General features: G+C 71.9%; 21 protein-coding genes. 18 read left to right on the top strand and 3 right to left on the bottom strand.

Going from position 1 to position 21631, the window contains the following annotated elements:
- Nucleotides 1-41: 41 nt before the first annotated feature.
- The 16 genes from ACGFWI_RS07290 to hypE all read left to right on the top strand — a co-directional run bounded on the left by ACGFWI_RS07290 (nt 42) and on the right by hypE (nt 16417).
- On the top strand, nt 42-1628 hold the full coding sequence (locus ACGFWI_RS07290; protein ID WP_393904933.1) for a hypothetical protein: 1587 nt from the start codon (nt 42-44) through the stop codon (nt 1626-1628).
- A 327-nt stretch (nt 1629-1955) separates the two neighbouring features.
- Nucleotides 1956-2702, top strand: a complete 747-nt coding sequence (locus ACGFWI_RS07285) for a DUF4232 domain-containing protein (RefSeq protein WP_393904932.1) — start codon at nt 1956-1958, stop codon at nt 2700-2702.
- Nucleotides 2703-2925: 223 nt separating this feature from the next.
- Complete coding sequence (locus ACGFWI_RS07280; RefSeq protein ID WP_393904931.1) at nt 2926-4014, top strand: hydrogenase expression protein HypE; 1089 nt, start codon at nt 2926-2928, stop codon at nt 4012-4014.
- Between the two features lie 85 nt (nt 4015-4099).
- The gene (locus ACGFWI_RS07275; RefSeq protein WP_393904930.1) at nt 4100-5884 is read left to right on the top strand and encodes a nickel-dependent hydrogenase large subunit; all 1785 of its coding nucleotides are present in this window, start codon (nt 4100-4102) and stop codon (nt 5882-5884) included.
- On the top strand, nt 5881-6492 hold the full coding sequence (locus ACGFWI_RS07270) for a hypothetical protein (protein WP_393904929.1): 612 nt from the start codon (nt 5881-5883) through the stop codon (nt 6490-6492). The genes ACGFWI_RS07275 and ACGFWI_RS07270 overlap by 4 nt, the downstream gene beginning before the upstream one ends.
- Nucleotides 6489-7157, top strand: coding sequence for a DUF5947 family protein (locus ACGFWI_RS07265; protein WP_393904928.1), 669 nt, complete (start codon nt 6489-6491; stop codon nt 7155-7157). The genes ACGFWI_RS07270 and ACGFWI_RS07265 overlap by 4 nt, the downstream gene beginning before the upstream one ends.
- Complete coding sequence (locus ACGFWI_RS07260; protein WP_393904927.1) at nt 7154-7858, top strand: DUF6084 family protein; 705 nt, start codon at nt 7154-7156, stop codon at nt 7856-7858. The genes ACGFWI_RS07265 and ACGFWI_RS07260 overlap by 4 nt, the downstream gene beginning before the upstream one ends.
- On the top strand, nt 7855-9276 hold the full coding sequence (locus ACGFWI_RS07255) for a hypothetical protein (RefSeq protein ID WP_393904926.1): 1422 nt from the start codon (nt 7855-7857) through the stop codon (nt 9274-9276). Before ACGFWI_RS07260 ends, ACGFWI_RS07255 begins: the two co-directional genes overlap by 4 nt.
- The gene (locus ACGFWI_RS07250; RefSeq protein WP_393904925.1) at nt 9273-9839 is read left to right on the top strand and encodes a hydrogenase maturation protease; all 567 of its coding nucleotides are present in this window, start codon (nt 9273-9275) and stop codon (nt 9837-9839) included. The genes ACGFWI_RS07255 and ACGFWI_RS07250 overlap by 4 nt, the downstream gene beginning before the upstream one ends.
- Nucleotides 9833-9937, top strand: a complete 105-nt coding sequence (locus tag ACGFWI_RS07245) for a DUF6893 family small protein (protein ID WP_393904924.1) — start codon at nt 9833-9835, stop codon at nt 9935-9937. The genes ACGFWI_RS07250 and ACGFWI_RS07245 overlap by 7 nt, the downstream gene beginning before the upstream one ends.
- A 127-nt stretch (nt 9938-10064) precedes the next feature.
- A complete protein-coding gene (locus tag ACGFWI_RS07240) occupies nt 10065-10445 on the top strand; it encodes a hydrogenase maturation nickel metallochaperone HypA (RefSeq protein WP_393904923.1) in 381 nt (126 codons plus the stop codon).
- 3 nt (nt 10446-10448) lie between these two features.
- A complete protein-coding gene (hypB, locus tag ACGFWI_RS07235; RefSeq protein ID WP_393904922.1) occupies nt 10449-11318 on the top strand; it encodes a hydrogenase nickel incorporation protein HypB in 870 nt (289 codons plus the stop codon).
- Nucleotides 11315-13729, top strand: a complete 2415-nt coding sequence (gene hypF / locus ACGFWI_RS07230; protein WP_393904921.1) for a carbamoyltransferase HypF — start codon at nt 11315-11317, stop codon at nt 13727-13729. The genes hypB and hypF overlap by 4 nt, the downstream gene beginning before the upstream one ends.
- 51 nt (nt 13730-13780) lie before the next feature.
- Nucleotides 13781-14131 (top strand): HypC/HybG/HupF family hydrogenase formation chaperone, encoded by a 351-nt coding sequence (locus ACGFWI_RS07225; protein WP_393904920.1) that lies wholly within the window; start codon nt 13781-13783, stop codon nt 14129-14131.
- On the top strand, nt 14128-15252 hold the full coding sequence (gene hypD, locus ACGFWI_RS07220) for a hydrogenase formation protein HypD (RefSeq protein ID WP_393904919.1): 1125 nt from the start codon (nt 14128-14130) through the stop codon (nt 15250-15252). Before ACGFWI_RS07225 ends, hypD begins: the two co-directional genes overlap by 4 nt.
- Nucleotides 15253-15361: 109 nt before the next feature.
- Complete coding sequence (gene hypE, locus ACGFWI_RS07215) at nt 15362-16417, top strand: hydrogenase expression/formation protein HypE (protein ID WP_393904956.1); 1056 nt, start codon at nt 15362-15364, stop codon at nt 16415-16417.
- 73 nt (nt 16418-16490) lie between these two features.
- Here hypE and efeB read toward each other — a convergent pair whose 3' ends face one another.
- A complete protein-coding gene (gene efeB / locus ACGFWI_RS07210; protein WP_393904918.1) occupies nt 16491-17753 on the bottom strand; it encodes an iron uptake transporter deferrochelatase/peroxidase subunit in 1263 nt (420 codons plus the stop codon).
- Between the two features lie 289 nt (nt 17754-18042).
- On the opposite strand from efeB, the gene ACGFWI_RS07205 reads away from it, so the two are divergent.
- A complete protein-coding gene (locus tag ACGFWI_RS07205; protein ID WP_393904917.1) occupies nt 18043-18543 on the top strand; it encodes a hypothetical protein in 501 nt (166 codons plus the stop codon).
- A gap of 92 nt (nt 18544-18635) precedes the next feature.
- Here the strand turns inward: ACGFWI_RS07205 and ACGFWI_RS07200 are convergent, their stop codons facing one another.
- Entirely contained in the window at nt 18636-18890 is a 255-nt protein-coding gene (locus ACGFWI_RS07200; RefSeq protein WP_393904916.1) for a hypothetical protein, read from the bottom strand.
- A 219-nt stretch (nt 18891-19109) separates the two neighbouring features.
- Nucleotides 19110-20510, bottom strand: coding sequence for an MFS transporter (locus ACGFWI_RS07195; RefSeq protein ID WP_393904915.1), 1401 nt, complete (start codon nt 20508-20510; stop codon nt 19110-19112).
- Nucleotides 20511-20627: 117 nt separating this feature from the next.
- Here ACGFWI_RS07195 and ACGFWI_RS07190 point away from each other — a divergent pair, with 117 nt between their 5' ends.
- A complete protein-coding gene (locus ACGFWI_RS07190) occupies nt 20628-21377 on the top strand; it encodes an ArsR/SmtB family transcription factor (RefSeq protein WP_393904914.1) in 750 nt (249 codons plus the stop codon).
- Nucleotides 21378-21631 lie beyond the last annotated feature (254 nt).

The following is a 21631-nucleotide window of genomic DNA, read 5'->3' as shown; positions in this document are numbered from 1 at the left end:
CAACGATGTGGCGCCACTGGTACGAGGGGCAGGGAGGCACCGTGGAAGAAGAACGCACCATCGGTATCAGCGGGCCGGCACGGCACCGCAGCCCGGCGGTCGCCGCTCGGTGGCCGGGACGCGGCTTCGTCGCCGCGGCCGTCGCCGTCCTGACCGCCCTCGTGGCCGTCCCCGCCCCCCAGGCACGGGCGCTCCCCGCCCACCGCCACGGCGCCGCGTCCACGTACTACGTCGACTGCGCCGACGGGGCCGACACCGCCCGGGGCACCAGCCCCACCACCGCCTGGCGCACCCTCAAGAAGGCGAGCACGGCCGCCTACCGACCCGGTGACCGCATCCTCTTCAAGCGTGGCACGACCTGCACCGGAACCTTCGCCCCCACCGGCTCGGGCACCGCCGGTGCGCCGCTCGCCGCCGGTGCGTACGGCAGCGGCGCCGCCCCGCGCATCGCCGGGGCGGGCGCGCGGGCCGCGATCCTCCTGGACAACGTCCAGTACTGGGAGCTGCGCGATCTCGACGTCACCAACACCGGGCCCGTCACCGCCACGGAACGCCGCGCCGGGGTGCTCGTACGGCTGCGGGACTTCGGGACCGGCCGCCACTACGTGGTGGACGGGGTGACGGTGCATGACGTCAACGGTGCCGACGTCAAGGACCCCGACCCGTCGGGGGGCATCCTCTTCGCCGTTCAGGGAGCGTCGAAGCCCACCCGCTTCGACGGGGTGACGGTGCGGCACTCGCGTGTGGAGCACACTGACCGCACGGGCATCGGCACCTCGTCGACCTGGGGCCGGCGGCCCGAGCACCCCGGCGGGCCCGGCACCACCTTCGCGCCGGTCACCGGACTCTTCGTGCACCACAACACCGTGCGCGACGTCGGCGGCGACGGGATCGTCGTCCAGAACGCCGTCGGCGCGCGGGTGGAACACAATCTCGTCGATGGCTTCAACGCCCGCTCGGGCGGCTACAACGCCGGAATCTGGGCCTGGAACTCCGACCGGGTGCGCTATCAGTTCAACGAGGTCACCGGCGGCCACGGCACCCGGGACTCGATGGCGTACGACATCGACGGCGGCAACAACGGCAACGTCTACCAGTACAACTACAGCCACGACAACGAGGGCGGTTTCCTGCTGATCTGCAATGGCGCGGGAATGGTGTCGGACCGCAACACCGTCCGCTACAACGTCAGCGTCAACGACCGCAACACCTCCGCGCCGTATGGCGTCATTTCGGTCGTCTGCGGCCCCGCGACCCACACCCTGGTGCACAACAACACCGTCACCACCGATGTCCCGGGCACGGCCATGGTCAGCAGCAACGGCCCCGGTGGCGTCACCTTCCGTAACAACATTTTCGCCGGTGCCGCGGCGCTCTCCCCGATCGCCGATCCGCACAACACCTACGACCACAACCTCTACGCCCGCATTTCAGGGATTCCCGGTGGTGACACCGGCGCAGTGCGCGGTGATCCGCGTTTCGCCGCCCCCGGCGACGTACGGCTGCGGACCGGCTCCAGGGCGCTGGGCGCGGGCGTGGCCGTCCCGGGCGGGGGCGACCGCGACTTCTACGGCCATCCGGTTCCCGACCCGCCGAACGTCGGCGCCTACCAGGGACACGGGGCGTAGCGGGTCCGGCGACCGGCAGGGTCACCGGGGCCGGTGGGCCCGTCGGGGCAGGTGGGGCCGGTGATCTCGACCGACGGAACGGCCGAACCTGGCGGTGGCACATTCGCAACTCGGGAATTCTCTGCGATTCTGGGCGGCATACCCCGCATACTGGCTGGTCACACCGATTGCAGGGGTTACCGGCGTGCCGAGCACCCCGGCTCGTTAGTGATGTGTTAGTGCCTCGTTAGCGGACCGGCAGTGCCCACGGCCACGCTGGCAGGAGCACCGGACGGACCGTACACACCCACGACGAGAGCTCGCACCTACCAGACGAGGGGGACACTTATGTGGCTCACCATCAAGACACTCGGCCGCGGCCGTCGTGTCGCCGCGGGATCGCTGATCGCCGTCGCCGCGCTCGGGCTCACCGCCTGCCAGGGCGGGCCCGACGCCGCATCGCGCCCCTCGTCGGCCGCCGCACCCGTCACCTCCCACGACACGGAGAGCGGTAGCGGCTCGCAGTCGTCCGGCGGCCGTGCACAGCCGTCCGGCGTGCAGCCGCAGTCCTCCGCCCACGGTCAGCGGCCGTCGGCGTCGTCGGCGAAGGCGACACCCCCCGGCGCCAAGCCGACGGGCAAGGCCTCCAGCGCCGCACAGTCCCAGGCCTCCGGCATGACGGCCTCGGACCGCTGCACCGCCGCCAATATGTCGCTGCGCCTGGGCGCCTCCGACATCGGTGCGGGCAACATCCGCTACCCCCTCGTCTTCACGAACAAGGGCAAGAAGGCCTGCTCACTGCGCGGCTTCCCCGGGGTGTCGCTGATCAAGCGGGACGGCTCGGCCGTCGGCAAGCCCGCCACGCGCGAGGGCGGCTCCGGCGGCGTCGTCCGGCTGCAGCCGGGGCAGAGCGCACACGCCCTGCTGCACACCCTCAACGACGGCGTCTCGGACACCCCGTGCTGGGACCACTCGCAGATCGTCTTCGCCTACCCGCCCGGCTCCAAGGAGTCGATGACCACCGGCAGTGCCGGGCTGCGGGTGTGCGGTGGACGGTTCGATGTGACGGCGCTGGAGTCCGGGTCCCTGGGCTGACCCGCCGTACGACGACCCGGGAGCCGGGCGACCGCGAAGGTGGTCGCCCGGCTCCCGGCGTTGTCCGGCGGGGCGGTGTCCCCCCGTCGGACCGGGCACTCGGGTCGTGTGTCACCGCAACGGCCCCTTATGACCGCCCCGCGGCCTCGGATCGGTGTTACCAAGGTGGATGGAAGTCTTGAATTGAGCGCTTTCGTTGCATATCTGCCTAGGAGACATCCCCATGTCTGCAGCTTCGAGCGTGGCCGCCCAGGCCGCTGCGAACGGAAAGCCGTCCGCTGAGGACGAGTCCCCGATCCACATCCTCTGGATCAACGCCGGCCTGAGTTGCGATGGCGACTCCGTGTCGCTGACCGCCGCGACCCAGCCGAGCATTGAGGAGATCGCGCTCAGTGTGCTGCCGGGGTTGCCCAAGGTCGCCGTCCACTGGCCACTGATCGATTTCGAATGCGGCCCGGTCCAGGGCGCGGACAATTTCATCGAGTGGTTCTTCAAGGGCGAACGCGGCGAAATCGACCCGTTCGTGCTGGTCATCGAGGGGTCCATCCCCAACGAGTCCATCAAGCCGGAAGGCTACTGGTGCGGTTTCGGTGACGACCCCGAGACCGGCCAGCCGATCACCACCAGCGAGTGGATCGACCGCCTCGCGCCCAATGCACTGGCGGTCGTCGCGATCGGCACCTGCGCCACCTACGGCGGTATCCATGCGATGGCGGGCAACCCGACCGGAGCCATGGGCGTGCCCGACTACCTGGGCTGGGACTGGACGTCCAAGGCCGGGATCCCGATCGTGTGTGTGCCCGGCTGCCCGATCCAGCCGGACAACTTCTCGGAGACGCTGGTCTATCTGCTCTACCAGGCGGTGGGCTCGGCCCCGATGATCCCGCTGGACGACCAGCTGCGTCCCACCTGGCTCTTCGGGGCGACCGTGCACGAGGGCTGCGACCGGGCCGGCTACTACGAACAGGGCCAGTTCGCCACCACGTACGACTCGCCCAAGTGCCTGGTGAAGCTCGGATGCTGGGGTCCCGTGGTCAAATGCAACGTGCCCAAGCGGGGCTGGATGGACGGCATCGGTGGCTGCCCGAACGTCGGCGGTATCTGTATCGCCTGCACCATGCCCGGCTTCCCCGACAAGTTCATGCCGTTCATGGACGAGCCGCCCGGCGGCAAGCTCTCCAGTACCGCGAGCGCCGCGTACGGCAGCGTCATCCGCCGGCTGCGGGACATCACCGCCAAAACCGTCGACCACGAGCCCAAGTGGCGCCACCGTGGCGACCAATTGACCACCGGCTACCGGAAACCGTGGTGAGCGCACCGCGCCCGTAGCCGTCCGGCACCTCCGGACCTCCGTCCGACCTCACCTCCGCGCGCAAAAGAAGGGCACGGCACTCACGATGGCACCGAAGACAAAGGCGGCCGGTGACGGCAGCGGTCTGACGGAGATGTCCTGGGATCCGATCACCCGGATCGTGGGCAGCCTCGGTATCCACACGAAGATCGACTTCAAGCAGAAGCGGGTGGCGGAGTGCTACAGCACCTCCTCGGTCTTCCGCGGCTACAGCGTCTTCATGCGGGGCAAGGACCCGCGTGACGCGCACTTCATCACCAGCCGGATCTGCGGCATCTGCGGTGACAACCACGCCACCTGCTCGGTGTACACGCAGAACATGGCCTACGGGGTGAAGCCCCCGCACCTGGCGGAGTGGATCATCAACCTCGGCGAGTCCGCCGAGTACATGTTCGACCACAACATCTTCCAGGAGAACCTGGTCGGGGTCGACTACTGCGAGAAAATGGTCCGCGAGACCAACCCCGGCGTCTGGGAACTCGCCCAGCGCACCGAGGCCCCGCACGCGGCCGACCACGGCTACCGCACCATCGCCGACATCATGAGCTCCCTCAACCCCCTCGAAGGCGAGTTCTACCGCGAGGCGCTCCAGGTCAGCCGCTACACCCGGGAGATGTTCTGCCTCATGGAGGGCCGCCATGTGCACCCCTCCACGCTCTACCCGGGCGGCGTCGGCACCATCGCCAGCGTCCAGCTGTTCACCGACTACCTCAGCCGGCTGATGCGCTACGTGGAGTTCATGAAGCGTGTCGTCCCGCTCCACGACGACCTGTTCGACTTCTTCTACGAGGCGCTGCCCGGATACGAGGAAGTCGGCCGGCGGCGGGTGCTGCTTGGCTGCTGGGGTGCGCTCAACGACCCCGACCACTGCGACTTCACCTATCGCAACATGACGGACTGGGGGCGGAAGATGTTCGTCACCCCCGGCATCATCGTCGACGGCAAGCTGGTCACCAACGACCTCACCGAAATCAACCTCGGCATCCGCATCCTGCTGGGCAGCTCCTACTACCAGGACTGGGAAGGCCAGGAGCTGTTCGTCACCCACGACCCGCTCGGCAACCCCGTCGACCCGCGCCACCCGTGGAACCAGCACACCATCCCCGCCCCGCAGAAGCGGGACTTCAACGACAAGTACAGCTGGGTGATGTCCCCGCGCTGGTTCGACGGCAAGGAGCACCTGGCGCTGGACACCGGCGGCGGCCCGATCGCCCGGCTGTGGTCCACCGCGCTGTCCGGGCTCGTCGACACCCCGTACGTCAAGTCCACCGGCCAGAGCGTCGTCATCGACCTGCCGCGCAGCATGACCAAGCCCGAGGTGCGCTTCGAGTGGAAGATCCCCAAGTGGAGCAACGCGCTGGAGCGTAACCGCGCCCGTACCTACTTCCAGGCGTACACGGCCGCCATGGCGCTGCACTTCGCCGAAAAGGGACTGGAGGAGGTCCGCGCCGGACGCACCCAGACCTGGGAGAAGTTCGAGGTTCCCGACGAGTCCATCGGCTGCGGCTTCACCGAGGCGGTACGCGGCGTCCTCTCGCACCACATGGTCATCCGGGACGGGAAGATCGCCAACTATCACCCGTACCCGCCCACCCCGTGGAACGCCAGCACCCGCGACAGCTACGGCACCCCCGGGCCGTACGAGGACGCCGTGCAGAACACCCCGATCTTCGAGGAGAACACCCCGGAGAACTTCAAGGGCATCGACATCATGCGCACGGTGCGCAGCTTCGACCCGTGTCTGCCCTGCGGCGTCCACATGTACGTCGGCAACGGCAAGACCGTACAGAAGATGCATGTGCCCACCGGTCTGAGCGGGCTGTCGGGATGAGCGCCCGGACCACGACGGCACAGGCCGCCGCACCCCAGGCCGGCGCCCCCCAGGGCGCCGCGGCGCACGGCACCGCGCCGAACGCCGAGGCGACCGGACGGCGCATCGAAGAGGCGCTGGACCGCCTCGCCCAGCGCGACCGCGAGGCGAGCGCCGCCGCCGAGGAGCTCGTCCGTGTCCTGATGGACTTCTACGGAGCGGGACTCGCCCGGATCATGCGCCTCATGGGCAGCGGCACGGACGACGACGGCCCCCGGTCGGCGCTGCTCCGCGATGAGCTGGTGACCAGCCTGCTCGTGCTGCACGATCTGCACCCCGAGGACACCGCGGCGCGCATCGACCGCGCCCTGGACAGCGTCCGCCGTCAACACCCCGCCGAGGTCGGGGAGTTCGACGCGGACAGCGGTGCGCTGCGACTGCACGCCGGTGACTCCGGAGGCTGTGGCTGCCCGAGCACGAACCAGCAGGCCCAGCAGGCCGTCGAGGCCGCCGTGTCCTGCTTCGCGCCCGAGGTGACCTCGGTGCGGTGGGAGGCGGCCGGTGACAGGACCGAACCGACGCTGCTGCAGATCTCCCGTCGCCCGCCGACCGCCACCACCGCCTCGTGAGCGGCCGGCAGACGGCGCCCCCGCGGCTCGGACCGCCGGCCGCCCACCGTGGCCTGCGCCGCTTCCGTGCACCGGTGCCCCCCGCCCCCGAACGCTGCGAACTGTGCGGCGTGGTGCTCGCCGAGCACAACCACCGCCACCTGGTCAACACCGAACGCCGCGCACTGGCCTGCGCCTGCACCGCCTGTGCGCTGCTCTTCGACCGGGACGGTGCCGGCGGCGGACAGTTCCGTACGGTCCCCGACCGCTATCTCGTCGACCCCGGCCACACCCTCGACGACGAGGCCTGGAACCTCCTCCAGATCCCCGTCGGCGTCGTCTTCTTCCTGCGCCACGCCGACCTCGACCGGCTGGTCGCGCTCTACCCCAGCCCGGCCGGCGCCACCGAGAGCGAACTCGACCCCTCGACCTGGCAGACCGTGCTCGACGCCAGCCGGCTGGCCGGCCTCCTCCGGCCCGACGTGGAGGCGCTGCTGCTGCGCCGCTTCGAGGACCGGATCGACTGCTATCTGGTGCCCGTCGACATCTGCTACGAACTCGTCGGCCGGATGCGCCTGTTGTGGCAGGGCTTCGACGGCGGGGCCGAGGCACGCGCCGCGCTCAACGACTTCTTCACCAAGGTCGCCCGCCGGGCCCGCAAGCCGAAGGAGGACGACCGGCCGTGACCGAGCTGTCCTTCGTCTGCACCGGTGTCCGTGCCGAGCGCTACGCCGCCGCCCCCACCCTGCTCTTCCGGCTGCGCATCACCGCCGCCGAAGCGGCCCGGGTGCACGCCATCGCGCTGCGCTGCCAGATCCGCATCGAACCGGCCCGGCGCGGCTACCGCCCCGACGAGGCCGAGGCGCTCTCCGATCTCTTCGGCGAGCGGTCCCGCTGGGGCAGCACCCTGCAGCCCCTGCAGTTCGCCCAGGTCTCCCTGGTCGTCCCCGGCTTCACCGGCGAGACCGAGGTGGAGCTCCCGGTCCCGTGCAGCTACGACCTGGACGTCGCGGCCGGCCGTTACTTCCATGCGCTGCGCGACGGCGAGGTCCCGCTGCTGCTGCTGTTCTCCGGCACGGTGTTCGCCGGCGCCGGCGGCTTCCATGTCGAGCCGGTGCCCTGGGACAAGGAAGCCTCCGTGCGGATGCCGGTGGCCGTCTGGCAGGAGATGACCGAGGCGCACTTCCCCGGCTCCGGCTGGCTCCGGCTGCCGCGCGAATCCCTCGACGCGCTGCTCGCCTACCGCTCACGGCACGCCCTGCCCTCCTGGCAGGCGACCGTCGAGGCGCTGCTGGCCACCGCCGACGGCACCGAACCGCCCGCACCGCGCGCCCTGCTCTTCCCCGGCGCCGCAGCGCGCCCCGTCACCGAAAGGACCGCGCCGTGACGACCAGCGTCCTGCCCGACGAGACGGCGGACCGCTTCGCCACCGCCCGCCAGGTGGCGGACGCCGTGCTGTTCGAGGGCTATGTGCTCTACCCGTACCGCGCCTCCGCCGCCAAGAACAAACTCCGCTGGCAGTTCGGCGTCCTCGTACCGCCCCACTGGGGCGCCGGGAGCGCGGAACACTCCTTCCAGCGCACCGAGTGCCTCATGGAACCCAGGTCCGGTGCCCGGCTCTCGGCCGAGCTGCGGTTTCTGCACGCACAGCGGCGGACCGTCCAACGCCTGGGTCCAGGAGGTGAGTTCGAGACCGTCGAGGAACTCGAACTGCCCGACCGGGTGCTGGTCCCCTGGGACGAGGGCGCCGAGGAGCGCGTCACGCTCGTGGCCGACATCTCCCAGCTGACCGGCGAGGGCGTCACCGCCCCGTTCACCCGCCCCGCGTGCGAGGAGACCGAGCCGGTGCACGACGCCGACGGGCAGCTCGTCGGCCGGCTGGTGCGCCGCCGCGCCGAGCTCCACGGACGCGTGCGGCTGACCGCGAGCGCACTCGACGGCCCGTACGCGTCGCTGCGGCTGACCGCGACCGTCGAGAACACCAGCGGCTGGCAACCGGACGACACCGGCGACGGTCGTGATGCGGCGCTGCCCCACTCGCTGGTCGGTGTCCATCTCTTTCTCGGCCTGAGCGCGGGCTCGTTCGTGTCCATGACCGACCCGCCGGAGTGGGCCGGCGGCGCGGTCGCGGCCTGCCGCAACGAGCACACCTGGCCGGTGCTGGCCGGCGCCGACGGCCGCGCCGATGTGGTCCTGTCCTCCCCGATCATCCTGGAGGACCACCCGGCCATCGCCCCCGAGAGCCCCGGCGCGCTCTACGACGCCCTGGAGATCGACGAAATCCTCGCCCTGCGCACCGCGGCCCTCACCGACCAGGAGAAGCGCGAGGCCCGCGGCACCGACCCCCGCGCCGCCGAGGTCATCGAACTCGCCGACACCATGCCGCCCGAGGTGCTGGAGCGACTGCACGGCGCCGTACGGGCACTGCGCGAAGTCACCGGGCCCGGCCCGGCCGCACCCGATGACCTGACCCCCGACCTGCCGGGCCTGCGCCCGGACACCCCCTGGTGGGACCCGGAGAGCGACCGCAGCGTCGATCCCGTCCGCGACCGGATCATGGTCGACGGGCGGTCGGTCGGCGCCGGCAGCCGGGTGCTGCTGCGGCCCGGTCTGCGTCGCACCGACGCCCAGGACCTCTTCCTCCAGGGCCGCACCGCCCATGTCGAGGCCGTACTGCACGACGTCGACGGCGGGGTGCACCTCGCGGTGACCGTGGAGGGCGACCCGGGTGTCGACATCCGGCGCGAGCAGGGCCGGTTCCTGTACTTCCAACCCGATGAAATCGCTCCCCTGGAGGACGCGTGAACGCCGAAGCACCCGTCGCCGGGCCGCCCGCGAAGACCCTGATCGCCGGCGTCGGCAACATCTTCCTCGGCGATGACGGGTTCGGCGTCGAGGTCGTGCGCCGACTGGGCGAGCACCGGCTCCCCGACGGGGCCGAGGTCGTCGACATCGGCGTACGCGGCGTTCATCTGGCCTATCAGATGCTGGACGGCTACCACACGGTGCTCCTCGTGGACGCCTCCGCACGCGGCGGCGAACCCGGCACCGTCTACCTCCTCGACGCCACCACTCCGGCCGGTGACCGCCCCCAGGACACCGCGCTCGACGGCCACCACATGACCCCCGACACCGTGCTCGCGCTGCTCGACACGCTCAGCGCGGGCACCAACAGCCGGCGCCCGGAGCGCGTCCTGGTCGTCGGCTGCGAACCCGCCGATGTCGCCGAAGGCATCGGGCTCAGCGAACCGGTCGACGCCGCGGTCGACGAGGCCGTGGGGCTGATCCTGCGGCTGGTCGGCGCGGCGGAGCCGACGGTGTCAGCCGCCGGACCGCACACCAGTGAGAGGAACACGACACCATGCTGAAGCTCGCCCTGGGCGGGGCACTCGCCGCCGCGCTCGCCGTCGCCATCAAGGCCGTACTCCCCGACATCCAGCGCTATATGCGGATCCGGTCCATGTGACCGGGTGGCGCTGCACCGAACGGTGTACGCCACCGCGTCGCCCCGGCGAGGCACCGCAGCCGCCCTCCGGACCCGCCGTCTAATGAACCGGGCGGCACCCGGTCGTGCCCGCACCAGAGAGGGACCGATGCACGAGATGTCCATCGCGCTCGCGGTCGTGGAGCAGGTCGAAAGCGCGGACCGGCCCGCCGGGGCCACCACCGTCAACAGCGTCCGGCTGCAGGTCGGCGAACTGGCCGGGGTGGTCCCGGACGCGCTGGCCTTCTCCTTCGAACTCGCCTGCACCGGAACGGTGTTGGAGGGGGCGGAGCTCATCACCGAAGCTGTCCCGGCCCGCGCCCGCTGCGGCCCCTGCGCGGACACCTGGCCGGTGGGTATGCCACCGCAGCTCAGCTGTCCCGGATGCGGCGGGGCGACGGCCGAGCTGCTGTCCGGCCGTGAACTGCAGATCGTCCGTGTGTGCTGGAACGACGCCCCGGTACACGTCCCGATTCATGAGGAGCGCTGAACCATGTGCCGTGTCGTCGACCTGCAGCAGGCGGTCCTGGCCAAGAACGACGCCTGCGCCCACACCCTGCGCGAGGACCTCGCCGCCCGTGGCACCGCGGTCGTCAACCTGCTCTCCAGCCCCGGCAGCGGCAAGACCGCCCTCCTGGAGCGCGAACTCACCCTCGCCCGCAGCCGGGGCATCCCGGTCGCTGCGCTCACCGCCGACCTCGCCACCGAGAACGACGCCGTACGGCTGGCCCGCTCCGGAGTGCCCGTCAAGCAGGTGCTCACCGACGGGCTCTGTCACCTCGAGGCCGAGATGCTGGGCGGGCACCTCCACGGCTGGCTCCCCGCCGACACCCGGCTGCTGTTCATCGAGAACGTCGGCAATCTGGTCTGCCCGGCCTCCTACGACCTGGGGGAGACGCTGCGCATCGTGCTGGCGTCGGTGACCGAGGGCGAGGACAAGCCGCTGAAGTACCCCACCGCCTTCGGACTTGCCCATCTGGTCGTGGTCACCAAGACCGATATCGCCGAGGCGGTCTCCTTCGACGAGGCGGAGTTCCGCGCCAACGTCGAACGCATCAACCCCGGCGTCGAGGTCGTCCTCACCTCGGCGCGCCGCGGCGAAGGGGACGGTGTGCTGGTGGACCGGGCGCTGGCCGCGCGCGACGGAGCGCCGGTGCACATCCCGGTGATGACCCGCAAGTCCCATCACGTCCATGACGCCGAGGACGGCCAGCCGCACAACGAGAGTCACACCCACGACAAGGGCCACACCCACGACGAGAGCCACACCCACGACCGGGAACACGCTCACGCCCCGCGGGCACACGACGGCGGCCATGCGCACACGACCGACCCCGACACCGTGGCGTCGAGCCGCTCATGACCACCGGGCAGGTCGACGGGGTCACCGCGACGGCCCCCACGACAGCCGCCGTACGCCGGCGGATCACCGTGCGCGGCGTCGTCCAGGGCGTCGGCTTCCGCCCGTTCGTCCACGCCCTCGCCACGGAACTGGGCCTCACGGGCCATGTGACCAACACGGGCGAGGGCGTCGTCGCCGAGGTCGAAGGCGCCGCCGCCGCGCTCGCCCGGTTCGGCCGGCGGATCAGCGCCGATGCGCCACCGCTGGCCGTGGTCGAGACCGTCGATGCCGAGGACGTCCCGGTGACCGGAGACACCGGATTCCGCATCCACCCCTCGCGTACCGACGGCCTCTCCCGCACCCTGGTCTCCCCGGACGCCGCCACCTGCGACGCCTGCCTCGCCGAGCTGACCGACCCGGCCGACCGCCGCTACCGGCACCCCTTCCTCACCTGCACACATTGCGGTCCGCGCTTCACCATCGTCACCGCGGTCCCCTACGACCGTGCGCTGACGACCATGGACCGCTTCCCGATGTGCGCCCGCTGCGCACGGGAGTACGCGGACCCGGCCGACCGGCGCTTCCACGCCCAGCCCATCTCCTGCCACGACTGCGGCCCCCGACTGCGTCTGCTCACCGCGGACCCGGAAGACCGCACCCGCCCACCGCGCCCGGTGCCCGGCGCCGACCCGGTCGCCGACACCCGCCGGCTGCTCGCCGACGGCGCGATCGTGGCGGTCAAGGGCCTCGGCGGCTACCACCTCGTCTGCGACGCCGCCGACGACAGTGCCGTCACCCTGCTGCGCCGGCGAAAGGCCCGCGGCGACAAGCCCTTCGCCCTGATGGCCCGTGATATCGCCGATATCGAGCACGCGGTACACGTACGAGCCGAGGAGCGCGCCCTGCTCACCGGGCCCGCACACCCCATCGTCCTGCTGCGCCGCCGCCAGGATCCCGCGCCGGCCCCGAACGCGCCGGTGCTGTCCGGGGCCGTCGCCCCCGGCAGCCCCGACCTGGGCGTCATGCTGCCGTACACGCCGCTGCACCATCTGCTGCTCGGTCTGCCCGGCGATCCGCCGGGTCCCCGGCTGCTCGTCATGACCAGCGGCAATGTCGCCGGCGAACCGATCGTCACCGACGACGAGGAAGCCGTACGGCGCCTGGCACATCTGGCGGACGCCTGGCTCACCCACGACCGGCCGATCCGGATCCCGTGCGACGACTCCGTGGTCCGCATCAGCGACGGGGAGCCGCTGTTCGTCCGCCGCTCGCGCGGCCACGCGCCGCTCCCCGTCCGGCTCCCGGTGCCGGTACGGCCCGCCCTGGCGGCCGGCGGCGACCTCAAGAACGTGCTCTGTCTCGCCGAAGGCCACCGCGCCTGGCTGTCCGCGCACATCGGCGACATGGACGATCTGGCGACCCAGCTCGCGTTCGAGGAGGCCGAGGCGCATCTGGAGACGGTCACCGGGGTGCGCCCGCAACTCCTCGCCGCCGACCGGCACCCCGGCTACCGCTCCGGGCAGTGGGCACAGCGCCACACCGACGGCCGGCCGCTGGTACGCGTCCAGCACCACCATGCCCATGTCGCCGCGGCCATGGCCGAACACGGCCTCCGCGACGGCCACCCCGTCATCGGTGTCGCCTTCGACGGCACCGGCTACGGCGACGACCACGCCGTCTGGGGCGGCGAGATCCTGCTCGCCGACTACGACGGCTACCGCCGCTTCGGGCAGCTCGCCTACGTCCCGCTCCCCGGCGGCGACACCACCGTACGGCGCCCCTACCGGATGGCCCTGGCCCATCTACGGGCCGCCGGCATCGACTGGGACGTGGACCTGCCCCCGGTGGCGGCCTGCCCGCAGGAGGAGCGGCGGCTGCTGGCGCGGCAGCTCGAACGCCACCTCAACTGTGTGCCCACCTCCAGCATGGGCCGCCTCTTCGACGCCGTCTCCTCGCTGGCCGGGATCTGCCACCACGCGGGTTACGAGGCCCAGGCCGCCGTCGCACTCGAAGCCGCGGCCCTGACCGCGGGCGAGGACCGCGGACCCGGCTATGCGTTCGCGCTGCGCTCCGCGCCGTCGGGCGGGACAGGTGCCGACACCGTCGCCGACCCGGCGCCGGTGCTCACCTCCGTCGTCGCGGACCTCCGCGCGGGCACCGCCCCGGCGCTGATCGCGGCCCGCTTCCACACCGCGGTCGCCGACCTCGTCCGGCGCGGCTGCGCGCTGGCCAGGGAGCGCGCGGGCCTGACGACCGTGGCACTCACCGGCGGCGTCTTCGCCAACACCCTGCTGGCCGAGGCCACCGCCCGCCTCCTGCGGCAGGACGGCTTCACCGTTCTGCGCCACCGCCACGTCCCGCCCAACGACGGAGGACTGGCGCTCGGCCAGATCGTCGTGGCGGCGCGCACCGCAGGAGCTGCCGCGCGCTGAGCGGCGCCCACGGCGCGGCGGACGCAATGTACTCACGACGAGGAGAGGCCCATGTGCCTGGCGGTACCCGGCAAAGTATTGGACATCGAGGAACGGGACGGCACCCGTATGGCCACCGTCGACTTCGGCGGTGTGGTCAAGGAGGTGTGCCTGGAGTACGTCCCCGACCTGCAGGTCGGCGAGTACGCCATCGTCCACGTCGGCTTCGCGCTGCAGCGGCTGGACGAGGAATCCGCCCGGCAGACCCTGGCCCTGTTCGAGGAACTGGGCCTGCTGCAGGAGGAGTTCGGCGACCCCTGGGAGGCGGCTGCCGCGCCCCCGGGATGGGATGAGACGGCCGGCGGGGCGGACGCCGCACCGGCGGCCGCGGCCGGCGACGGAGCGCGGGAGGCGGGCCGGTGAAGTACCTCGAAGAATTCCAGAACCCCGAGCTCGCCCGCCGGCTGCTCGACGAGATCCGGTCCACGGTGACCCGGCCGTGGGCCCTGATGGAAGTCTGCGGCGGTCAGACCCACACCATCATCCGGCACGGGATCGACCAACTGCTGCCCGATCAGGTCGAGTTGATCCACGGGCCGGGCTGCCCGGTCTGTGTGACGCCGCTGGAGGTCATCGACAAGGCCCTGGAGATCGCCGCCCACCCCGACGTGATCTTCTGTTCCTTCGGCGACATGCTCCGCGTCCCCGGCAGCGACCGGGATCTTTTCCAGGTGCGCAGCCAGGGCGGCGATGTGCGGGTCGTGTACTCCCCGCTCGACGCGCTGAAGATCGCCCAGCAGAACCCGCACCGTGAGGTGGTGTTCTTCGGCATCGGCTTCGAAACCACCGCACCACCGAATGCCATGACGGTCCATCAGGCCCGCAAGCTCGGCATCCCCAACTTCAGCATGCTGGTCTCGCACGTCCGGGTACCGCCCGCGATCGAGGCCATCATGACGTCGCCCGGCTGCCGGGTCCAGGCGTTCCTCGCCGCCGGTCACGTATGCAGTGTGATGGGGATGGGGGAGTACCCCGAACTGGCCGCACGCTTCCGGGTGCCGATCGTGGTCACCGGCTTCGAACCGCTGGACATCCTGGAGGGCATCCGCCGCACCGTCCGCCAGCTGGAGCGCGGCGAACACACCGTGGACAACGCCTACCCGCGCGCCGTACGCAGCGAGGGCAACCCGGCGGCCCAGGCCATGCTCGCGGATGTCTTCGAGGTCACCGACCGCGCCTGGCGCGGCATCGGCACCATCCCCGCCAGCGGCTGGCGGCTGTCGGAGCGCTACCGCGACTACGACGCCGAGCACCGCTTCTCCGTCAGTGGCATCACCACCAAGGAACCCGCCGCCTGCCGCAGCGGGGAAGTCCTCCAAGGGTTCATCAAGCCGCACGAGTGCGAGGCCTTCGGCACGCTGTGCACCCCGCGCACTCCGCTCGGCGCCACGATGGTCTCCAGCGAGGGCGCCTGCGCCGCCTACTACCTCTACCGCCGACTCGGCACCACGCCCACCCCACAGGAGGCGAGCCCCGTTGTCTGACACCATCCATCCCACCCCCGGAGGCCCCACCCCCGGAAGCCCCACCCCCCACGGCGGACCCACCCCAGGCGGTCCCACTCACGGCGGTCCCACCCCGGCCGACCGCGGCCTGCCCACCGTCGACATCTCCGGCTGGACCTGCCCCACCCCGCTCCGCGACCAGCCCCGCGTCGTTATGGGGCACGGTGGGGGCGGCGCACTGTCCGCCGAACTCGTCCAGCAGATCTTCGCCCCCGCCTTCGGCGGCGAGATCCTCGCCCAGCTCGGTGACTCCGCTGCGGTGTCCCTCGGCGGTGTACGCCTGGCGTTCTCCACCGACTCCTATGTCGTCCGGCCGCTCTTCTTCCCGGGCGGCTGCATCGGCGACCTCGCCGTCAACGGCACCGTCAACGACCTTGCCATGAGCGGCGCCAGGGCCGCCTACCTCTCCTGTGGCTTCATCCTGGAGGAAGGCGTGGAGATGCCGGTGGTGGCCGGTGTCGCCGACGCCATGGGCGCGGCCGCGCGGGCCGCCGGTGTCGAGGTGGTCACCGGCGACACCAAGGTCGTCGAGGCGGGCCACGGTGACGGCGTCTACCTCAATACCGCCGGGATCGGGCTGATCCCGGCGGGCGTCGATCTGCGCCCGCAGCGCGTCACGCCCGGCGATGTGGTGATCGTCAGCGGCGACATCGGTCTGCACGGCGTGGCGATCATGAGCGTGCGCGAAGGCCTGGAATTCGGGGTCGAGATCGAGAGCGACTGCGCGCCCCTCGGCGGCCTCGTCGAGACCATGCTCGCCGTCACCCCCGACCTGCATGTGCTGCGCGACCCCACCCGCGGCGGCCTGGCCGCCGCGCTGTGCGAGATCGCCACCGCCTCCTGCACCGGCATCGTCATCCAGGAACGTGCCATCCCCGTCCCGCCGGCCGTCGCCAATGCCTGCGCGATCCTCGGCCTGGACCCGATGTACGTCGCCAACGAGGGCAAGCTGGTGGCATTCGTCCCCCGCGAACACGCCGACGCCGTGCTGGACGCCATGCGCGCGCACCCGCTGGGCGCCGGCGCCGCGATCATCGGCGAGGCTGTCGCGACCCACCCCGGCATGGTGGTGGCCGGCACTCCGCTGGGCGGCACCCGGGTGGTCGATCTGCCGTTGGGCGAGCAGTTGCCGCGGATCTGCTGAGCGGGTCTCCCGGGGTACGGCGGAGGGCGGCGCCCGTTTCGGCGCCGCCCTCGGTCCGGGTGTCCGGTCCCGCTCAGGTCTTCTTCAGCAGCCGGGACCCGAACCAGTCGTCGGAGTCCTGTACCCCGGGCAGGATGAAGAAGTAGCCGCCGCCGAGCGGGGTGATGAACTCGGACAGCGGCTCGTGCCGCAGACGCCGCTGTACGGTGGCGAACTGCCGCTCAGGGTTCTGCTGGTAGCCGCAGAAGACCAGCCCCAGGTCCATCCGTCCGGAGTGGTCGAAGCCCTGGTCGTAGTTGTAACTCCGGCGCAGGAAACGGGACTTGTCGGTCTTCTCGGTGCGCGGGTTGGCCAGTCGGATATGCGAGTTGAGCGGGATCTTCCTGCCGTGCGGGTCCTCGCGGTACCTCGGCGGGTCCGTCTCGTGCTCGCTGTCCAGGGGCGCACCGGTCGCCTTGCGCCGGCCGAAGATCTTCTCCTGCCGGGCCACCGGCACCTTGTCCCACTTCTCGATGTGGAAGCGGATCAGACGCAGCACCTGATAGCTGCCGCCCAGGGCCCAGTCCGGCTCCCCGCAGGGCGGGGTCACCCACATCAGCCGGTTCATCTCCCGGGACGACCCGGTGTCCGGATTGACGATCCCGTCCTTGAAGCCGACGAAGGTGCGCGGCGAGCCCGAGGGCCGCGATGGGTTGAGGAAGGCGTCCGCGCGCCAACGGGGCCGCAGCAGGCCGTCCGTCTCCCGCGCCAGATCGCGCAGCACATGGACGATGGCGTCCGGATGCTGGGCGCAGATCTGCAGTGACAGGTCACCGTGGCAGCGGGACGGCTCCAGCCGGTCGTCGGGGAACGCCGGCATGGCCTTGAGGTGCCGGGGCTTGTGTCCCGAGAGCCCGAACCGGTCGTCGAAGAGGGAGGCACCCACGCCGAGTGTGATGGTGAGTGAGTCGGGGGTGGGCCGCTCCGAGGCGACCTGCTCGTCCAGCGGCTTGACCCCGCCCGCCAGCACCCGCGAGCGCGTGGTGAGCTTCTGGAACAGATCAGTCAGGCCCGCACGGTCCTCGGCCAGCACATCGAAGCCGACGAACCCGGCGAAGAGCTGCTGGGGGGTCACGATGCCGGCCTGATGGCGCCCATGGAAGGGCACCTTGTCGGGCAGCCGCGCCCCGCTGTCGCTGAGCCCGCTCGCGGACCGGTCCGCCGCAGCGGCGGCTGCCTCCCGGCCGAGTCCCGTCGCGGCCGCCACGCCGGCGAGCCCCGCTGCACACTTGAGAAAGCCCCGGCGCCCGTCCTCGCGCACAGGGGCACGTTCGTCGCCGGCCTGATCACATCTCATCGTCCCGCCCATCCTGACTGCGTCGTCCGGCAGCCGCGTGCCTGCACAAACCTGTGCGCGATGCTCGTCGCCCCCGACGCGACGGCCGGGAGCAACACGGTGTCCGCGCCCGATATCACGCCTTGGCCACGGGCCGGTCGTCCGAATGGCGCAGCCGGAGCGCCCCCCGCGCGACACGGCCCCGGAGCGCTTCTAGCGTCGGCCCTGTGACCTGTCCGGACACGGCACAGCGCGACGCCGTGGCCGCCCGTCACATACCGCGCACCGCCACCGATCCGACGGACCCCACATGAGCACATCCACCGACGCGAGCACAGTCATCGGCGAGGCCAGACCCGCCGGTGACGGCACCTCCACCGAGGCGAGCACCGCCCTCGGCGAGTGCACCTCCACCGATGAGGGCACAGCCGTCGGCGAGGAAGCGGCCGTCGGCGAGGACGCACCCGTCGGTGCGGACACCTGTACCGAGGAGCGCACGGCCACCGGCGAGAGCGCAGGGGCCGGGGATGTCTCACCCGAGGGCACGGCCGCCGGGGAGTGTACGGCCGTCGATGACGTCGCGCCCGCCGATGCGGGCGCGCCGCTCGATGGCCCGCCCGCATCCTGGCTGCGTATCGAGAAGGGCCATGCCGAGCCCGAGGAAATCGCCGCGATCAGCGTCGTGCTGTGGGCCCAACTCGCCGGTATGCGCGCCGTCGCCGCGCGCGGCCAGGCCGAGGAGCGGCCCGTCGCCCGGCGGCACCACGCCCGCCACACCGCATGCTGGTCGGGCTGCTGGATCTGCGGCTGAACCCTCCGGGCGCGCACCGCCGGCCGACGGTTCCCGCCAGGCCGCTGCGTTCTCCGGACCGGCCGCGCTCGCCCGGCCGGTCCGACGGACGGTCAGCCGAAGAGGGCCAGCAGGACCGACACCACGGCGACCACGAGTGCGCCGACGGCGAAGGTGAAGGTCACCTTCCGCTGCCAGGGCGCCATGTCGCCACCGCGCAGCGCGCTCCCCATCCGGCCGTACTGTTCGATCCGCCCCATGGGCGTCAGCGGCTCCGTCGGCCCCTGCGGCATGCCCTGTGTCCAGTCCGGACCCGGCTGCGGGTACCGGCGCCGCCAGCTCTCGTCCTCGCGCCACGGCAGTGTCATCGGTCCGCTCCTTGCCTCGATGGTCACGTACGGCAGAGCCGACATCCCCGTATGCCGATGCGGCTTCCCCGGCTGTCTCCTACCCCGCCTCGGCAAAGAATGCCGCGGAAACGCCACCTGGTGAGGGGTGTTGCTGCGCGCCGGGCGGCAGCGCCGCGTCCGGGTCCGGGCGGGCCCTTACGTACGCCGGGCGGCGCGGTCTCGCCGCGTCCGCTTCCGTCAGGTCCGGTTGCCTGCCCGGCCGGTGCCCGGGATGCAGCGTGCGGAGAGGGCCGCCGCGGCGAGGAATCCCGCGGCGCCGATGCTCACCGCGGTGTGCAGACCCGTCACGAGACCGGTGGCGACCAGCGTGCCGAAGAGCGCGACGCCGAGGGCGCTGCCGGTCTGCCGTGCGGCGTTGAACACCGCGGCCGCGACACCGCTGTGCTCGCCCGGGGCGGCCTCCATCACGGCCGCGGTGGAGGCCGGCATGGTCAGTGCGGTGCCGAAGCCGGCGCAGGCCATAGGTGCCACCAGCGCGAGATACGGCGTGTCAGGGCCGGCCACGAGCCATCCGGACAGTCCGGCCGCGCCCACGAGCAGGCCGGCCACCATGGGCAGCCGCGGCCCGGTGCGGGCCGTGACCCGCCCGGCCAGCGCGGAGCCGATGGCCACCACACCGACCGCGGGCAGCAGCGCGGCTCCGGTGTGCAGGGCGCTGTAGTGGTGCACCCGCTGGAAGTACAGCGGGGCGAGGAACAGCAGCCCGTAGAAGCCGGTGTTGAGCAGCACGCCGATGACCACGGAGGCGGAGAAGGCGCGGGAGTGGAAGAGGGTGAGCGGCAGCATCGGCGCGGGCGAGCGCCGCTCCAGTACCAGGAACGCGACGAGTCCGACGAGGCAGCCCGCGAAGCCGCCGAGGACGGCGGGATGCGTCCAGCCCAGCGCACCGGCCTCGATGCATCCGGTGACCAGCCCGGCCAGACACACCGCCGCCGCGGTCTGGGCCGGGATGTCCAGGCCGGGGCGGGTGCGGCCGGCGGGGGAGTGCGGGACGTGACGGGTGGTGAGGACCAGTGCGGCGAGGCCCACGGGGAGATTGAGGAAGAACACCGACCGCCAGCCGAGCCCGGCGACCAGGACGCCGCCCAGGACGGGACCGGTCCCGGCGGCCAGGCCCGCGACGGTGCCCCAGACGCCGAAGGCGCGGGCCCGTGCCGCCCGGTCGGGGTACGCCGTCCGCAGCAGTGCCAGCGAGGCCGGCACCATCAGCGCCGCCCCCAGCCCCTGCACCAGCCGGGCCAGGACCAGCACCGTGCCGGTGGGGGCCAGCGCGCACCCGGCGGAGGCGAGGGTGAACACCAGCAGGCCGCCCAGGAACACCGGCTTGCCGCCCAGCCGGTCACCGAGTCCGCCGCAGAAGAGCAGCAGCCCCGCGAACACCAGGGTGTAGCCGTCCACCACCCACTGGAGTCCGGTCACCCCGGTGTGCAGGGCGGTGCCGACCGCCGGGAGAGCCACCGTGACGACGGTGACGTCCAGGATGACCATGAAGTACCCCAGGCACACGGCGACGAGCGGCAGCGGCGACCGCCGGTCCGCGGTCCGTTGTGCCGGGGTGGGGGAACAGAGCGTTGGCATACGGCCAGTGTTCTGTCGGATCCGTACGGCAGGTGCCGAAACGTTCTCGCCATACGGGGCCGCAGCGGGAGAACGTTTCGCCATCTGCCGAAGCGTGAACGGCGTACCGTCGTGGACATGGATGCCCGGACCGAGACCGACGTGGCCCATGTCGCGGCGGCGATCGGTGACCCCTCCCGTGCCAAGGTGCTGCTGGCCCTCGCCGGGGGCGGCGTGCTGCCCGCCAGCGCCCTCGCCGCCGAGGCCGGGGTCAGCAACTCCACCATCAGCGGCCATCTGGCCAAGCTCCTCGATGCCCGGCTGCTGACCGTCGAGCTCGACGGCCGCCACCGCTACTACCGGCTCGCCACCACGGACGTCGCCCGCGCTCTCGAACAGCTCGCCCTGATCGCCCGTCCCCTGCCGGTGCAGTCCCTCAAGGCGGACACCCGAGCCAAGGCCCTGTTGCGCGCCCGCCTCTGCTACGACCACCTGGCGGGCCGGCTCGGCGTCGCCGTGATGAGCGCCCTCCAGGAGCGCGAGATCCTCGCCGCCGAGCGGACGGGGCGGGGCGGCGGCGCCACGGACACCGGCGCCGGTGCCACCGACGTCGCCTACGCCCTCACGCCCCACGGCCGCGAGGAACTGACCGCATTCGGCGTCGGGACGGACCGCTTCCCTCGCCGCCGGGCGTCCGTCCGCTACTGCGTCGACTGGGCCGAGCAGCGCCACCACCTGGCCGGTGCGCTCGGCGCAGCGCTCACCGCCCGGCTGTTCGCCCTGGAGTGGATCCGCCACGGGAAGTACCGCCGCGTCGTCCATCTCACCGACGCCGGGCGGGACGGCCTGGCGACGACGTTCGGCGTCCGGGTCGACCAGGTCGTGTGAGGCCCGCCGCGGGTCGTCCGTGACGTCGTCCGTCGCGTGGCCGGGGTCGCGCGCCTCGTCGGCGCCGGCTCGGGGCCGGCCGGGCCAAGGCCGTTGTCAGTGGTGCCTCTTACCCTTCTGATCATGAGTGGACGGCTGACGGGCCATGCGTGGAGGGCCGGCGGATGGGTCGGGGCTGCACCCTTGGGCGCCGCGACACTGCGCTGAGTGCTTGATCCATGCGCTGTGTGCAGGAAGTGTCCGCTGGTGGAGCG

This window comes from Streptomyces sp. NPDC048434 (genome assembly GCF_043200375.1).
Classification (GTDB): Bacteria; Actinomycetota; Actinomycetes; order Streptomycetales; family Streptomycetaceae; genus Streptomyces.
This window is presented reverse-complemented; position numbering and strand designations above follow the sequence as displayed.

Coding starts and splice junctions, on each gene's coding strand:
- hypF (WP_393904921.1), top strand. CDS start 11,315: ATGACCACCGGGCAGGTCGACGGGGTCACCGCGACGGCCCCCACGACA.
- ACGFWI_RS07280 (WP_393904931.1), top strand. CDS start 2,926: ATGTCTGCAGCTTCGAGCGTGGCCGCCCAGGCCGCTGCGAACGGAAAG.
- ACGFWI_RS07200 (WP_393904916.1), bottom strand. CDS start 18,890: ATGACACTGCCGTGGCGCGAGGACGAGAGCTGGCGGCGCCGGTACCCG.
- ACGFWI_RS07205 (WP_393904917.1), top strand. CDS start 18,043: ATGAGCACATCCACCGACGCGAGCACAGTCATCGGCGAGGCCAGACCC.
- ACGFWI_RS07195 (WP_393904915.1), bottom strand. CDS start 20,510: ATGCCAACGCTCTGTTCCCCCACCCCGGCACAACGGACCGCGGACCGG.
- ACGFWI_RS07225 (WP_393904920.1), top strand. CDS start 13,781: ATGTGCCTGGCGGTACCCGGCAAAGTATTGGACATCGAGGAACGGGAC.
- ACGFWI_RS07245 (WP_393904924.1), top strand. CDS start 9,833: ATGCTGAAGCTCGCCCTGGGCGGGGCACTCGCCGCCGCGCTCGCCGTC.
- ACGFWI_RS07190 (WP_393904914.1), top strand. CDS start 20,628: ATGGATGCCCGGACCGAGACCGACGTGGCCCATGTCGCGGCGGCGATC.
- ACGFWI_RS07275 (WP_393904930.1), top strand. CDS start 4,100: ATGGCACCGAAGACAAAGGCGGCCGGTGACGGCAGCGGTCTGACGGAG.
- efeB (WP_393904918.1), bottom strand. CDS start 17,753: ATGAGATGTGATCAGGCCGGCGACGAACGTGCCCCTGTGCGCGAGGAC.
- hypB (WP_393904922.1), top strand. CDS start 10,449: ATGTGCCGTGTCGTCGACCTGCAGCAGGCGGTCCTGGCCAAGAACGAC.
- ACGFWI_RS07270 (WP_393904929.1), top strand. CDS start 5,881: ATGAGCGCCCGGACCACGACGGCACAGGCCGCCGCACCCCAGGCCGGC.
- ACGFWI_RS07285 (WP_393904932.1), top strand. CDS start 1,956: ATGTGGCTCACCATCAAGACACTCGGCCGCGGCCGTCGTGTCGCCGCG.
- ACGFWI_RS07240 (WP_393904923.1), top strand. CDS start 10,065: ATGCACGAGATGTCCATCGCGCTCGCGGTCGTGGAGCAGGTCGAAAGC.